Genomic DNA, 17,347 nt, shown 5'->3' on the forward strand with positions numbered 1-17,347 from the left:
AACCCCCTATAAGTAGATCATCTACATATCAGTATACGTAGATGATCTACTTATGTCAAGAGGGGTATGGAACTTTTTTACCCCCGCGGCGTCAGCCTGTCTTTTTGCGGCGCGCGCGGCGCCGTACGAAAGAGATGATCAACAGAAAAATTACAATAACAGGAAGTCCAATCGCAAGCGCCGTAACCAGCGGACTGTCGGAAACGCCGGCGGGCGCGACGGCGTCATCGGGCACATCTTGGTCCGTGCCCGCATTCAGGCCGCCGGAACCACCGCCGCCGTCCGTATTCGCGTCACTTGCCTCATTCGCCTCCGTGTCGCCGTTTCCGGCGGCATCCTCGTTCGAAGCCGGACCGCCGGCGCCGCCGCTGTCGGCGTCGGCGGGATCATCGGGAGCGCCGGCGTCGACACTGCCATCGCCGGACCCATCGCCCCCGCGGGTGACATCGGAACCGCCGCCGGGCCCACCGCTCCTACCGGAACCGACACTGTCACCGCCGGAGGCGCCGGTCGCATCGCCAGGCCCGTCACCCGCATCGCCGGTCCCGTCGCCTGCGTCGGGGCCGCCGGGCTCACTGTCGTCGGCGCCGGAACCGTCGCCGGGATCGCTCCCGTCGGACACATCGCCCTCGCCGGCGTCATCATCATCATCGTTCCCGCCGGCGCCGCCGCTGTCGGCCCCGGCGCCATTGCCCCCGCCGGAACCGGAACCGCCGCCATTGCCGGAACCGCCGCCGCTGGAACGCTCGATGACGAATGTCGTCTCCTGGAACGCGCCGGCGTGCTCGTCGACAAACCACACGCCGATCGTATAAACGCCGTTTCCCAGGCTGTCGATAAACGCGGGGAACAATTCTACCACGGCGCTGCCCTTCGAAAGGAGGCCCACCGCGGCGGCGTCCTCCGGAACGGGCATCGAGAGCACCAGGGTGTCGGGCGCCGTCGAAGGAGCCACCACAAGCGCAACGCCGTCAAACGTCACGGACGCCACTGTCTCAAAGCTGCCCTTTATCTCCACACTCACGCCGACCGTGCCCGTGGACACAATCGGTCGCATGGGGGACTGCCGAATGATGGGATGGTCGTGCACAAGCGCGGCCAGCGCGGTTTCAACCGCCAAAAGCACGCGTTCACAGGCGTCCTCAGAACCGTCTCCCGCCGCGAGGAAACTCTCGGCCGCCTCCAAGGCCTTCTCAAACGCGGCAACGGCGGCGGCGTCATAGTTCTCCACGGCGGAAATGACCGCGGGCAGCGTCACTTCAATCCCTGCTGCGCGGGCTTCGGAAAGCGCCTCCTGGGTGTCCTCACTCGCCGTCACGGACAGCACCACCTGAACCGGACACGACGTGTAGACATCCCCATACAGCGCGGCATCGGGCACAAAGGTGGCGTACGCGACAAAGCATCCGCTCTCGCGCACCAATCCGTCCAGGCCGTCGGCCTCGTGGCCGGCGGAGCCGGGCACGAGCGAAGGCTCATCCCACATAAGGCCGCCAACCAGAACATCTTGCCCAAAGGCCGCCACTCCGCTGAATTCACAATGGGCCGCGCCCAGATCGGAGGCCGAGAGAGGCTGCCCAAAGGTGATGCCGGGCACATCGGACAGGGAGACGGCCACCGGGACGGCCGGTGTGACCCCGATGCTGACCGCCGCCTCCGCGGGGAGATAGCCCGTGGGGTTCTCCCCAGTGAGATCGGCCAGCACGTCGTCATTCGGCCTAAACACCAATACGGCCCGCTGCACGCCGTTTCTGGCGGTGATGCGCATCCCCGGATTCTTCCACACCCAAGTGCCCTGCGCCGTGATATCCTCCGCGTCGGCGGGGTCGGCGTCGTCGGCGCTCACGGCGAACACCCGCCCGTCGTCGCCTATCCAAGCGTCGCCGACCGTGCCGCCATAGCCAACCGTCCCGATCGTCGGCAGCATGCCGATCTCGCTGCGCGGCGAGTAGACAATGACATCGGCCGGCACGGAAAGCGGCGCGATGCGCGGATCCTCAGGTGTGAAGAGCGCGAAGGGATGCTGAATCCCTATGCCCGCATAAGAGATGCCGGCGGCCTCCCCGCCGTTTTTCTCATCGTCCCAGGTCCAATGGCCTAAGACCGCCGTTTCGACTCCGTCATACACAAATACCACATCGCCCGTGATGGGCAGGGCGTCCAAAAGCGTCTCGGGCCGCGCGGAGTCGGACGCGAAGATCGGCGAGCCGACCGGCGCCGTGCCGCCGGCCGCCGCGGACTCCGCCGGCAGCACCGTAACCACAACCATACCCTCAAGCGTGCGGTAATTCTGCTGGAACGCAAGATCGGGCACAAACACTACCTCGCAGGCATAGCCGGCCGGATCAAGCCCGTCCGCGGCGCTCTCGGCATCGCTGCCCGGCACCGCCGCACCGACAGAAGGCGCCCACGCAAGCGTACCCGGCAGCACAAGTCCGTCTACACCAAGCGCACCGCCCGCAAGGGTCAGGGACGAGAGCCGCTGTCCAAAGACCAGCGTGCCGTCGCCGAACGGCCCGCCGCCCACGGCAATGCCGCCGTCCCAAACCGGCAAAGCCTGCTCGATCGTTGCGGTCGTCTGCTCGGGGACGTACACCAGCTCATAGCTGTCGACCTTCGCACCCACGAGGGCAAAGCCGCCAACCAGCACGACCTTGGGCTCCTCTCCGACGTCGACGGAGACGAAGCGCGCGAACGCACCCGCAAGCGACACGCCGACGGCGTTCTCGTCGCCCGGCGCCACACCCGCGAGCGCGGGCACCGCCGCAAACGCGGCGGCGTCTGTTCCGTCGTAAGCCTTGTCGGCCACCTCCACAGTTTCAATGCGCACCGGCCTTCGCGCAATGTGCAACGCAAGCGAAGCCGACGACGACGCGCTGTAGTTATCGTCAGCCGTCCGCCGCACCGAGAGCACGGCACTGCCCGCGGAACGCAGGCTCACCTCGCCGGTGGAAGCGTCCACCGCAGCCACCTCCGCGTCGCTGCTCTCCCACACAAAGGCACCCATACCCAAACCGCCCTCGGCGCCGAGTACAAACGCCGCATCACCGTAAATCTTCTCAAGCGCGCCCGTCATCGGCGCGCCTCCGGCGTCCACAATGTTCACCGCAACCTGCGCGGCCTTCACGACATACAGGGTGAGCTCGATAGGCGCCGGCGCGTCATTTCCGCTCCCGCCGCCGTCCTCCACGTACGCAAGCCCCTGCGGGTTGAGCAGCACATGAAAGCCGTACCCGCCCGCGTCGGGCGCCGGCAGGCTGTTGAGATAGGCAGAATTGAAAGTGAGCGTTTCGCCCGCAACCTGGTACGCCGCCGACGGGAGCCAATCGTCGCCGCGCTTCACCGCCGCGACGGTACTGCCCCGGAGCGCCAGCACGGCGCTCACGCCTGTATCTGAGGTCTTGGTGAACGGCGGCGGCGGCGCCGCCAGTGCGCCGTCCGTGTAGCGCACGATGCCGTCGGTGCTGATTACGCGCACATTGCCGGCTCGGTCAGTGATACGCGCATAGACAATAAAGGCTCCGTCCACGTCAAGGGTAAGCCCGTCTGCCGCCACCCAACCGGCGGCGGCCTCAGCGGCGGCCTCAGTGGCAAACGCCGCCCCACGGTCACGCACCAAGTACTCGACGCGCGCCACGCCCGAGCCGCCAACGTCGGCGCCCGTGAGCTCCGCCGCCACGTCGCCGCGGTAGAAGCGCACAAACGCAGGCGCGGCGATAAAGGCATCGAACACAAGTCCGCGCAGTCGTATCGCGCCGCTCGGCGCCACATTGTCGGCATACGCAATGGTAAACCGCACTTCTGCAAAGCCGCTGGCATAGCCGTCCGCAAACTGCAGGACGACAACATGTTCGCCCTTCGCCAGCGTATTGACGAACGCCGGAAGCAGCACTGCAACGGCACTGCGTCCGTCGGCGCCCTCAAAGAGGCTGCCCACCGCGGTGCCACCCGCCGCGGGCGGCAACGAGAGCGTCAATCCGCCTGGGTCTGCCGCCGGCGCCCACGCAAGCGCGGTGTCGTCAAGGTGTACCGATGTCACGCTCGCAAAGTCGCCCTTCGCCTCAACAAGCATCGCCTCGTCCAGATCCACAGACGTACCCGGGGGCTCCTGCCGGATGATCGGATGGTCGTGGACAAGCGCGTCGGCCGCGTCGTTCAGCGCGTCAAGCGCGCGCGCAAAGGCATCCTCGGAATCGACGCCCGCGTCAAGAAGGGCGCGGGCATCGCTCAAGGCGTCCTCAACGGCGTCGACGGCGTCCGCGCCGTAGTTCGCCAAAGCGGCCTGCACCGCGGGCAGCACCCTATCGCGCAGGTCGTCGCAGCGATCGCTCAGCGCCTGCCGGGTCGCCGCGCTCGCCGCGACGACAAGCCGCACGTCCACCGTCGCCGACGCGTAGGCGCTCCCATACAGCGCATCGTCCGGCGTAAAGGTCGCGCGCGCCACAAACAGCCCGCTCTCGCGCACCGCGCCGCCCAGCCCGTCTGCCTCATGGCCGGCGGCGCCCGGCACGAGGGAGCTGTCCTCCCACGCAAGATGGCCGCTCAGCACCTCGTCGCCAAAATTCGCGACGCCGCCAAATTCGTAGGTAGACGTACCCACGTCGGAGGCGGAAAGCGCCTGGCCCAAAATGACGGCCGGCACATCGGTCACCGCCGAGGCAAGCTCCGGCGTCACGGGCGCAACCTCAAGCTCGACCGCCCTCTCGACGGGGAGATAGCCCGTTGGAGCCGACACAGCGAAGTCGACCAAGTGCGCACCGTCAGGCGTAAACACCAACACGGCGGTCTGCCGGCCGGTCTTGGATGTGATAAGGGTATCCGGACTCTTCCAATGCCAGCCGCCAAACGCCGTGATGTCCTCATAATCGTCGGGGTCAGCGTCGTCGGCGCTCACAGCGAGCACCCGCCCGTCGTCGCCTATCGCAGCGCGGCCAACCGTACCGCCGTACGCCACCGCCCCCATCGTCGGCAGCGCTGCTACCACGCTGCGCGGCGAGTAGACGATGACGTCGGCCTCAACCGAGAGAGGCGCTATGCGCGGATCCTCCGGCACAAAGAGTGCATAAGGGTGGTGAATGCCCGCATCCGTGCTCGCGTACGCGATGTCCGCGGCGGCAGTGCCGTTGGCGTCGTCATCCCAGACCCACATACCCACAACCGCCGTCTCAACGCCGCCGTACGCAAACACCACATCGCCCGTGATGGTCGAGTCCGCCAGCGTCTCGGTCTCAGGCCGGCCGGAGTCGGAGGCAAAGATCGGCGAGCCAACCGGCGCCGGTCCTGGGGTAGTCGCATCCACCCTGCCCGCCATCTCGGGCGCCGCCTGCCGCACCGCAACCGTAACCGTGTCCGCAAGCGCGCGGTAGTTCGTCACAAACGGGTCGGCCGGCACAAACACCACGTCGTAGGCATAGCCACTGGCAAGCCCACCCGCGGCACTCTCGGCGTCGCTACCCGGTATCTGCGTCACGTCAACCGTCGGCGCCCACGTAAGGGTACCGTCCAGAGGCATCCCGCGTATGTCGCGGGCGACACCATCGAGCATGAGATTCGCAAGCCGCTGCCCATAAAACAGGGTGCCGTCACCCAAAACCCCACCGCTCACAACAGGGCCGGCCCCATCCCAAACAGGCGCGGCCTTCTCAATCGCCGCAATCGCGGCGGAAGGCACACTCACTAGCTCGTAGCTGGCTATCTTCGCACCGGCCAAAACAAAGCCGCCGACCTGCACGGTCTTGTTCGCCCCGACATCGGCCGGGTCCCCAACACCGTCTGAGACAAAGTGCGCCGAGGCGCCGGCGAGCGACACATAGATGGCCTGCTCGTCGCCCGGCGCCGCATTCACAAGCGCGGGCACCGCCGCAAACTCAGCGAAATCCGTCCCGTCATAGACCTTGTCCTTTACCGCGACAGCCTCGATGCGCACGGGGCGCCGCTCGACCTCCAGCACAAACGAGGCCACCGCCGAGACGTTGTAATTGTCGTCACTCGTCCGCTGCGCGGAGATCACCGCATGTCCCACAGAGACCACAGTCACCTCGCCGGAGGCTTCATCCACCGCAGCCACCGCCGTATTGCTGCTCGCCCACACCCAGACGCCCGCGCCGCTGCCGCCGGTGGCGCGCAGAACAAACGCGTCATCGCCGTAATCCACCACAAGCGGACCGACGACCGCATCTCCGTCCGCGTTCACAATGCTCACGGCGTCCTGCGCGGCCTTCTCGACGTCGTAGCTGACGGCCACGCTGCTGCCCTCCGAGAAGTTACCATCACCGGAGTACTCCGCGCGCAGCTCATGGCCGCCCGCGCCAAGTCCAACCGTCAGTGCGGCAACGGCTTTCCCTTCGACCGCAGTCAGCGCCACCGCGCCGCCCAAAAGTGTCTCGCCGTCAAAGAACCGCATCTCGCCCGTCGCCGTCGTGCCATTGGCACCCGGCGCCACCGTCGCGCTCAGCAGCGTGCTGTTTCCATAGACGGTCGCCGCCGGCTCGGCGGACAGTGTAAGCGCCGAGGCCGCTTTGGCCATCGAGAGGGCGACGATGATCTCCGCCGGCGCGTCGTTACCGCTCCCATTGCCGCCGCCCGTACCGTCGACAGCGCCGTCGGCCACATAGGGACGCCCTTGCGGGTTGATCTGCACGACAAAGCTGTGGCTGCCCGCCTCGGGTACCGGCAGATCGTTGAGATACGCGGCGGTGAAGCTGAGCGTCTCGTCCGTGACGCCGTACGCGACGTCCGGAGTGAGCACGTCATCGCCGCGCTTCACGCTTGCGACTGTGTTGCCGTGCAGCGCCATCACAGCGCTCACGCCGTACTCAGAAGTCTTGGTAAACGGCGCAGGCGCCGTCAGAAGACTGCCGTCCGTATAGCGCACGACACCGTCGGTGGCGATCACACGCACGTTGCCGGCGTTATCGGTCATGCGTGCGTAGATGATGTACGCGCCATCCGCGCCGAGGGAGAACTCGTCCGCCTCCGCCCAACCGACAGCGACGGCGGCCTCGGCCTCAGAGCCAAAGGCCGCGTCGCGCACCAAGTACTCGACGCGCGCCACACCTGAACCGTCCGTCTCATCACCGCCCGTCAGCATCACAGCCACGTCGCCGCGGTAAAAGCGCACGAACGCAGGAGCGGCGATAAATCTGTCAAACACAAGCCCGCGCAACCGTATCGAACCGCTCGGCGGGGCGGCGTCATAACCCACCACAGCCGTATGCGCGACCTCGGCGTTGCCCGCCGCATCCGTCGCCCAGTGGACGACCGTGTGCCAACCCGCACCGAGGGCGCTCAAGCTGACGTCCGTCTCGCCGCCCGCCACAGTGACCGTCGGCCTGCCGTCAACGCGGTAGCTGACGGAGGCGACCGTACCCAGGTCCGCACCGGTGGGGTTGGTGTCGCCGCCCGCGCGCACGTCATCATCGACGGCCGAAAGCGTGAGCAAACCGGTGGCCGTCCAGGCCCCGTCGGCCACGCCGCCGGAACCGCCGAGCGTCAGCGTGCTCACGGGGGCTGCACCGTCGGTGTAGCGCGCCGTGAGCGTGAGCGGCTCAGCCGGCATGGTAATCGTACCCGGACTGCCCTGCGGCAGCGCGACGACAGCGCCCGCGGAAGTCTGCGCCCACGCGTCGAAACGCCAGCCCGCCGCAGCGGCGGCGGCCGTAACGACAACCGCGCTGCCCGCCGCGAAGCAACCGTCGCCCGGACCGTAAGCGCCTGTGGCCATGCCGGCACCGCCCGCGCCGGGGTCGCCGCCCGCAAAGCCCACGGCCCCCTCGGAGCCGAGCAGCGTCAAAGGCCAGGTCGGCGTGATGCCCTCGACCGCGACGACGGCCTGCGCCGCCGAATCGTCGTCAAAGGCCGCCAGGACGGTATGCGCGCCCTCGGTGCGTGTCCAGTCCGCCTCAAGCGTCACAATGAGCTGATCGGCGAGGGACACGGGCGCGCCGCCATCGAAGATGAACTGCGCGGGGCCGCCGCCGCTCACACGCCAGAGCCCGGCGTCAAGCGGCGCGCCGTCGAGATAGATGTCCGCAACGCCGACGCCGATCTCTTTGCTCGTGCGCAGCCCATAGGCGGGCGCTACGTACCCGCCCCGCGCGTGGGCGGCCGGCAGTACCTGTTCGGCGTTGATATTCGTGAGGTAGTTGTGCCCCTCGCCGTCGAGGAAATACGCAAAGTCTCCGACGCTTTTCGACGCCAGCACCACCTGTCCGGCATCCACCGCCGCCACATCCCAGGTCGGCAGACCGACGAAAAGCGCGCCGCTCGCACTCACATCGAGCATCACGCGGTAGGTCCAGCCCTCCCGCTCGGTGACGCGGAACACGCCATTGACGGCGGTGGTCTCGGCCGCCTCGCCCGAGAGCACGATCGGTCCGGTATAATCGCCGTCGCCGAACCACTCCAGCGTGGCCGGATCGGTCACCGCGCGCGTGTCGTCAAAGGTAATCTGAAGGATAAGAGATGTCCAGTCATCGGGCCCCGGCAACACCCGCGCCTCCTTGAGGGCGCGCGGGATGGCAACCGGGGGGTGCGCGGTAAGCACGCCTTGCCCCGTCTGCGCGATCTGAAATGCGTAAGCGGACCCCAGATTGACGGCGACGTCGACGGCGTCGCCGGTGTGATAAGCGTACTGCGGGCTGAGCTTCAATGTGTAGACCGTCTTATCGGCGTTCACGCCCACAAAACCGCCCAGCTCCGCCTGTGCATCGGCGCGCTTGTGGGCGGCACCGCCCACGGTCACACTGTCCCAGGCAAGCGTGACGGGATAGGTGAAGGCGAGGGTAAGCGTATCGGTCAGACCGTCTGCACCCGCTGAAGAGGAGGCCGCGGCGGACACGAGCTCAGCCTTGGGATGTACGGTGAAGCTGACATCCTGGGTAGACGTCGAGCTGTTCTCGTAGGTCAGCTCTATCTGAGCGGCATGGGTTTCGGGCGCAAGGCCGGGTTTGGGCGCAATCGTCCAGTCCACGCCGGTGCCAAGCAGCGTAAAGGCGTCCGCGGCACCCGAGACAAACGTCACATTCGCTATGGTGTCGTCGCCGATCACCGTCTGCGGCGCCGCCTGGCCCGGCTCTCCGCCCACAGCATAGCCCTGCAGCGCGTCATCAAAACGGATCGCGTTGTAAGCGTGAACATAAAAGACCGCTTCGGCGCTGGCAAACTTCTCATCCGCCACCGCCTTGACGCGCAGGTAGTAAGTACCTGGCACGAGGCCGCTCACGCTCTCGCCGCCGATGGGCGTCCACGCATCCTCAGACGCCGCGCGGTATTCCATCGCCGCGTTTACATTGCTGAGCATCCCCGTCGGCGTCATGCTGGCGGGCTGTTCGACAGCAAACCCACTCGGCGCCACGGGCCGCGCGGGCACGACGAGCGCCTGCGCCGGTGAATCGACGGCGCCCAAGTCGTCATCACCGAGCGTCACGCCTGCGGAAACGCCCTTGCGCACAATCCTCAGCGTGACGCCCAGCTCACTGAACGGTATGCGATCGTAGACGCCGTCCACGTCAACGGCGTTCTCGCCGCCGTACCCGTGCGACTCGTTGGCAAAGACGTAGGTCCCACCCGGCGCAAGACCCGTAAGCCGCTCGCCGATATAATCGATAGACGCCGCGGGCATAGGCCAGGCCACGGGCGCGTACAACGCAAAGGCCATCGAAGCGGCAGAGCTGCCCTCTGGGTCACTGCCCGAGCCGCTGCCACCCGCAAAGAAGTAGCTGTGCCCGCTCGCGGCGTTGGTCCATCCGCTCACCGCGATGCTGGCCTGCGTGCCGTTTGCCCCGGTAAAGGGCGCAAATGTCACAAGCCAGGTGGCAGCGTCACTGTCACCGCCGGCGGAGATGGCGCCGCGCTGTGTGCTGGACGCGCCGCCGACCGTCACATCCACATGAGCGGCGTCAAAGCCCGTCACAGCCCGGTCAAAGACAAGCCAGACGCCCGTCGAGGCCACCCGCCCATTTTTACCGCCGTACTGCGCGGCGCTCACGAGCGCCACCGCAAGCGGCGTCACCACGCGCCGGCTCGCGTAGGCGGCCGCGTTGCCCGCCTCGTCTTTCACCACCACATTGAACCAATACGGCGTATCGGCGGCAAGCCCGCTCACGGCATACGCGGCAATGTCCGCGCTGCCGCCGGTGTTGAGCAGTGTGCCGCTCACCGCGCAGTCCTCGGGGGTGGAGATGTTGTTGGTGGTCGAGACGGAAAGGTACACAAAGTAGCGCAGCGCCGCGTCCCGCCCGGCGGGAAAGGCGTCGGTCGCCTTGCTCCAAGAAAGCGTGAGACCCGTCTCGCTGAGGTTCGCCGCCGCAAGCGTGCTGTCCGGCGTATCGTCGGCCGCACCGCCCGGCACGGGCTTGGTCGTCTCCTCGGCTACGGAAAGCGCCACCTCCGCCGGCGTCGCGGCGAGGTGGTTCGCGTCGCCGGCCCGCGTCACGGTGAGCGTGGCGCTGCCCGCCGTAAGCAGGGTAACAGTGGCCGCCGCACCGCCGCTGTCCGCGACGGGGGCCACCCCGACCGCGGTCGGGGCGCTGCTTGTCCACACATAACTGTTCGCGCCCGCTCCGCTGCCGAGCGCGAAGCCGCCCTCGACGGTGAGCGTAAAGGAGACGTCCTCGCGCGCCTTGCTCAGCGCGGTCACCGCCGCGCCGCCCTCCTTCACCATAAGCGCACCCTGGGATGCCTGGGCCACCGTATAGTCGACGAGACGCTGCGGCGCGGCCGCGGCGTAATTGTCATCGCCCGAGTAGGCCGCAAGCAGCGTATGTACACCGGCGGACAAGGTAACGGTCACACTGGCCCGCCCGCCGGTACTATGGGGCTCTACGTTGATCGGACCGCCGCCGAGCAGGTGCGCGGCGTCAACAACGCCGTCGTAGAAGTTCACGGCGCCTGTGGGCACCGCGCCGCCGCTCTCAACGTCCACACGCAAGGTCACGTTGTTTTCGCCGTAGGTCGCACCGCCCGCCTGCGCGGGGGGCACGGAAAGCGCGAGCGCCGGCACGGCCTTAAGCACCTCAACGTCAAAAGCCGTGGTCGCGGGCGCCTGGTTCGCGGTGCCCACGCCGGCGTCGTCCACATACGCCACGCCCAGCGGCCTGTAGTGCACCACAAAGTTGTGTGTGAAGCTGTCTATGCCCGCCGCGCCGGCCGAAAGCGTCTCCAAGTAGGACCCCGCCAGCGCAATGGTGCTGCCCGCGCCGCCCTCAGAGACCGTATAGGCCCCCTCCGGCAGCGGCGTAAAGGCAGGTCCCGGCAGCGTAACGGCGTCTATCACGTTGCCGTTGCGCACGACGCTCACGGTCTTGCTCTCGCTGGAGAGCTTTGTGTAGTTCACCTTGTCGGTATCAGCTGCGCTGTCCATGTAGACCACCGTGCCGTCCGAGCGGAGTACGGCCACATTGCCCGACGCGTCGGTAAGCCGCGCGTACACAAAGAACTTCTCGCCGGGCAACACGGCGACCGGCGCGGTGTAGGTCTGCCAGCCGGAGGCCGCCTGCGCGGCGCCCGCGCTCGCAAACGGCGAGGCAGCCTTGAGGTACTCAATCTTCACAAGCCCGTCGCCGTCCGTGTCGGCGGCCGTCATCGTCACATCCACCGTCTGTTTGAAGAACAGCCCAAAGGTGTCGGTGTCCAGAAACTGCGTAAAGGCATGGCCCTGGATGATGATGCTGCCCGTCGGCGGCGCCGTATCCTTATATATATCCACCTCATGCGGCGCGTTGTCCACATCATAGCCCACCCAATCGGCCAGCGTCACGTTCACCGCGCCCTCCGTCACACCGGAGACATCGAGCGTATAGAAGGCCCCCGCGCCGCTGAGCGCGCCCTTCACGGCGCGCCCCGTGCCGTCGGCGACGCTGACGGCGTCTGCGGTGAGTCCCGCGACCGGCGCGTCAAACGTCAGCGAGATACCGGTTGATGTTCTGACGCCCGACGCGCCGCCCGTCTGCGTCACGGCCGCCACATTTACCCGACGCGTTGTGTACAGCGCAAGCTCGTAGTACACCGCCGTCGCATCGTCGTCGGCCGAGACCGTCCCCAGCCAAGCCCGCGTGGGATAGTTCGCTTCGTCCGCCCAAGCCAGCGGCAGCGAATCGCTTACAACGGAAACAAAGCCGGGATCGGAGTACAGCACGGCCGCCGCAGCCCCGCCCTCTCCCGACTGCCCCACAACCACAAGGTCGCCCAGCGCAAGCGTGCTCTTGCCCGCCGGCAGCGCCGCCGAGAGCTTCGCAGGCGTGTTTGCGGCAAGCCCCTGGGCTGCCGTACTCACATCCGCCGCGGGCACAACACTGGCCACAGTAGCGACCGTCGGACGCACAACCCACTTCGCCCAATAATCGCGATGCTCAAGGATCTCATCGTTCGGGGTCATCGTCACGGTCGGTCCCGTGAGAGCGGCGTTTTCATACCAGCCCTTAAACACGTGGCTTCGGCTTGTCACAGCCCCCACCGCCGGCAGCGCCAGCGGACTTATGAGGTAACTGTGATCGTACTGCCCCGCGCGCTCGGGGTCGGTGGAAAGCGCCCAGCCCGCAGGCAGCGTCAGGTAGCTCGGCGAGACGGTCTCGCCGCCGTCGGCGATGGCATAGGTCTTCACATGCAGCGTCACCGACGGTTTGAGAGAGAGCACCCGCACCTGCGCGATGGCCGAGGCAAAGGTCGAGGCCGTGGGTGCGCGCCGCACCTCGTATCGCCCGGCCGTCACGCTGACGGAGCCCGCAACGCTCGTCCAACCACTTGTCACATCGGCGCCATTGCGGCTCGCACGGTACTGGAATGTCCCCGCAAGACTGACGGCGCCATCGGCGGTGTTGTCGTCGGAAGCGGGGGTGACGGCGGTGCCCGCCGGCGCCGCGGCCCGGCGGGCGACCGACAAAAATGCGGGCGCCGAAGCGGGGTACGGCCCGGCCGCTTTGCGCACAACCGACAGGTTGAAGTCACCCGCGTCGGCCAGTGACGTAAGCGACGCGAGGTTGCCGAGCTCAGCCCCACTGTCCGCCACCGTCACGGCATAATCAGCGGGGTTGCAGCCACTGGCAAACACCAGCGTCTCATCGGCGTAGTTGGCACGCACCACGGCAGACGCATCCGGCGTGGCCTGCGCAGTGTAGGCCGTGAGGAGCACCACGGCGGCACTCTCGTTGTGGTCGTCATCGCCCGCGGCGCGCACGCGCACCGCGTAGCTGCTCGCCGCGGCAAGCCCGCTGAAGTGATGGTGGGTGACTCCATCGGCGCCCACCGCCCCATCCCACGCGCTGAAAGCATCGCCGCCCAACTGGTAAGAGAGCTGTACGCCCTCAGGCGCGCCGGTCACCGCAAGCCCAAAACCGCTGCTCGTAAGGCCAAGCGTTTCGGCGGCAAGCCCGCTCAGGTTCCAATTCGCCTTGTTCACGGTAAAATACCCGTTGCTTCTGCAGGTATACGCGTGCTCGTCATGGGAGTAGGCGATATTTACCTGGATGGTATAACTGCCCGCGGGTATTCCGGCCACCGGCGTGACGGTCCACGCCTGACTCTGCCCCACCGCTCCGCCCGTCGCGGCGGGCACGATGACGGCACCGGGATTGTTAAGGACGAAATAGTGCGAACCCGCACCGCTTAAGGAAACCTGATCGGCGAACAAAGTAATGGACTCGGAAGCGATGTTGTTGATGGTAAGCGCGTGCGGCGCGGCGTTCATCGCACCGAAAGTAGCCGAGCCGAGGTTCAAGGCCGAGGCGTTGAGGGGCGAAGGCACCGCAGTCGCGTAGAAGGAGGCGGGCGCCTCGTCCGTCGCGGGATAGCGCAGGCCGTAATCGCCGCCCTCCCCGTCATAGAACAGATTCACACTCGATGCGTCTGGGATAAAATCCGTCCAGAGCCTGTTCTCACCCGTGTCAACGCCGCGGCTGTACTGATAAGCGCGGCCAGGTTCGAGGTTGCCTACGGTGATGCCGGCGCTCGGGTCGTCGGGTTCGACGAGCGCCGCCGTCAGCCCCTCGGGCGCCGCCGGACGTCCCGGCAGCGTGGCGGGCTCACTGTCACGGGAGGCGAAGACCGCGGCGCCCTGCGGATAACGCAGCACTACACGCTGCCCCACGGCCGCGCTCCAACCGAGCGCGGCAAAGTCCGCAAAATCGCCGGCGGCAAGCGCGGTATAGCTGGAGGATGCCTCCGTCCGCCACTGGAGCGCCGCGCCGCCGGCGACCAAACGCTCGTTTATGTAGTCAACGCTCCAAACACCCGCCCCCGCCAAGGGCGCCGTCGGACGCGCGGGCGCCGCCAGACTCAACTCAGGCTGCACGCTTTGGCCCACATAACCGTCTGTGATGGCCAGGCGGTAGAAGACCGTCGCGACGCTCGCGCCGGCGTCGTCCAACGCGTCAAAGACACTCGCCTCGCCCACGGCCACGCCGGCCTGGGTAAGTTCCAAGCACTCGGTGCCCGTCCCGCGCCGCCACACGGCGTTGTCGCCCACAAGCCACAGCGCCGCGCCGCCCGAGGCGCGCACGCGGTACTCGGTATCGGCCGGGATAAAGCCCGCCGCCCCCGCCGAGACAGCGTTGCTGCGCACGACCTCGGCGCCATAATCCACCGCAAAGGCCGACGGGTACGGATAGACGCGCACACCCTTGAGCCACGTGCCCTCCCCCACCCGGCTGACGACCTGATAGACGGCGGCTGGGTCGAGGCTTGAAAAGGTGACGGCGGCGCCGGTATACGCAAATGGTCCGGAGACGATCTCCCCGTTCGCGGGGTCCGCCAAGGCGTAATTGTAGCCCGCGCGCGTGCCGGCCGCGCGGATGACGATACCGGTGCCGCCCATCGCGCGCGTGACGTCGGCGGCCGCGAGATCAACGGCGTCGACGACGGGCGTGACAATCCTGAGCGCCGCGAGCGCGCCGTCATCACTGTAGGCGGCGACGGCGTAGTTCACTTCGGTATAATTCGCGGGACGGGAAACAAGCCAGTAATCTGTGCCCAGCGCGAGTTCTTCAAAGACCGTCGTACCGCCCGCACCGCTCTTCCATGCCGTGGACGGCAAGGCCGGCCCCGAGGTCACCGGCGCCGCACTGTCACCGGCCAGCAACGCGTACTGCACCGAAGAATTGGTGTTCTTCAGCGTGATCCGCGCCTTGTCCGCGTCATAGATCTCCACGTCGTAGGATGGCAGTACGTACGGAGCGCCCGCATAGGCGGCCTGGATCTTTACATCGCGATAGTAGCCGTCGTCGAGCACGTTGCCGGGGGACTCGTTGGTGTGCAGGCCGGTGTTGACGGCGCCCTGCGGGATGCCGACGACACGATAGGTTTTGCCGGGCACAAGATCTTTAAATGTGAGCGCGCCGCCGGCGGCGAAAGCCGTGCCGGTCTCTGCACCGTACGAGGTGTACCAGCCGCCGGCGCCGAGTGTGGCAGAGGGCTCGACGGCGACCTCGGCGGCGCCGGAGTCAACTGCGTCCGGGTCATACCAGGCTGACAGCCCCGTGAGCTCGTTTATCGACGAGCCGCGCACCTCGGCAAGCGCGTAGGCGAAGCCTGCCTTGGTGGGAGTGACAATCGAAGTCTCGCCCGTATAGGTGACATCTTGTGTGGGACTGAGATCGGTGCCGGAGGCGAAGAAGATGTTGTCGAGGACGTTGCCAGTCGCTCCCACAGGATAGATGCCCACAAATCCGAACACAGTCGTGCCCTGCCCTGCGGGAACAGTGTACGATCCCGAATAGGTTTTCCATGACGAACCGGTCGAGGCGATATAAATGTAGTACGTATGCCCGTTGTATTCCTGCGTAAAACTCTGTCCACCATAATTAGTCAGATTATTGATAGACCCCACGCCTAGCCTCGTGGCCAAAGCCTGGACGATTTTATAGAAATAGGTAGAGGAGTTTATGCCATAGGGATAGTGAAGTTCACTGGAACCATTAGCAGCACTGGCAGGGTATGTTTGCGGCAAATTAGAATCGATACCGAGTTCGCTCGGCTCATTGATAGCCGAACCAATAACGACGGCCATCACATCATTGTTTCCGGTGTCAGCGCGCCGGATATGGTCAAGCGACCACTCGTATATCTTGCCGGGAACGGTCGCCACTTCCTGATACACACTCGAAGTATTGGCGTTCGCAAGCTCTATGGCGCCGAAATTGCCCGTGTCGCCTCCGTTGTCGCCGTGTTTCACGGTTGTCTGCATTGCTGCACTTTGACCGCCTGGACGTATTCCCGTAGAGGGGCTGGCCGGTACGCGTGTCGGGTTTTCGGGTTCGGCGACCGCATCGGCATCGCTTTCGGCAGAGTACCCGAACGGTTTGAGGTTCAGAGCGAAAACCTGAAATGACTGGCGCGTATCGCCAAAATTGGCAATATTGGCTCCACTGGCATTGTAATCTGTGGTTTTCCAGTTTGGGAGTCGGCTTTGCGCGGCTATCGTATACCAACCGTTCACATTCTGGCCGCCATTGCTCCAGTAGATCGTATTCTGTCCGTTCGGCGCGTACAGGGTCGAAAAGTCCCCATTTGTGATATGGTCGGGCAGTGTCCTCGCCACCACTTTGGTAAGCGCCAACGCGCTGTCGTGGGGAACGGCCTCGCCTGGATCGTCGGTATCCCCGTCGCCGCTTAAGTCCTTGTGATTGACAACCGTGACCCAGTAATAATACCAGGTGGTGTCCTCGACTGTGGGCGTCGTGGTGGTAAGTACCGAGAAAGTGCCGCTGTCCTCAGCGTCGATGGCGACAGAGCTCTCCTTGATGGCCTGCTGCTCGTCGTCGGAGAGTACGCCGCCCGTGCCGAGCGGCTCATCGTAGCCTTCAGAGCGGTACCACTGGTAGGTGAGGTACCCCCCGTCGGTGGACGCCGCACGGACGTAGAAGCGCGCGCTGGCAGTCTGCGCGTAGGTGGAATCGGCCGGATGCCGCGTGAACTGCGGCGCCGCCGCCGGCTGCGTGTCGGCCCGGGCCTGCCGTACGCCCAGCCCCACAAACACCGTGACCAGCACCAGGATGAAGGCAAGCAGGCATACTAGCGCCATACGTACCGCTCCCGAAATGCGCAGCCTCATACCAACCCTCCCGCCATAGCAAACCAACGATTTGTGCCAATATTTTCCATCAATGCCGCCCCCGCCGGGCGACGGCCGCGCTGCCCTGTGACAGCGACGTCCATGGTTAACTTTCCCACAAAACCGCCCTTGGCGGCTCGGAAAATAGTGCATTTTTAAAATTAAGAAGTGGTGAGAATGGTGTCCAGTGATATTTTGCTCTGTCTAAGTGGGCGGAGTTTCTTGATTTTAAGAATTTCTCAAAAATTAGATTCTGTCGTATCTGCATAGACTACAGCAAATCGCGATGGCTAAGCCGCATAG

1 protein-coding gene is annotated in these 17,347 nt (G+C 65.9%); it reads right to left on the reverse strand.

From position 1 onward, the window contains the following. Window positions 1-91: 91 nt before the first annotated feature. Window positions 92-17,044 carry an Ig-like domain repeat protein gene (locus tag LBK75_04640; GenBank protein MDR1157580.1) on the reverse strand — a complete coding sequence of 5,651 codons (16,953 nt, stop codon included), beginning with the start codon at window positions 17,042-17,044 and terminating at the stop codon, window positions 92-94. Window positions 17,045-17,347 lie beyond the last annotated feature (303 nt).

It is taken from the genome of Oscillospiraceae bacterium, assembly GCA_031265355.1.
Classification (GTDB): domain Bacteria; phylum Bacillota; class Clostridia; order Oscillospirales; family UBA929; genus JAIRTA01.

Bases quoted from the DNA above. Each gene is read 5' to 3' on its own strand.
- LBK75_04640 (MDR1157580.1), bottom strand. From the start codon at position 17,044: ATGAGGCTGCGCATTTCGGGAGCGGTACGTATGGCGCTAGTATGCCTG.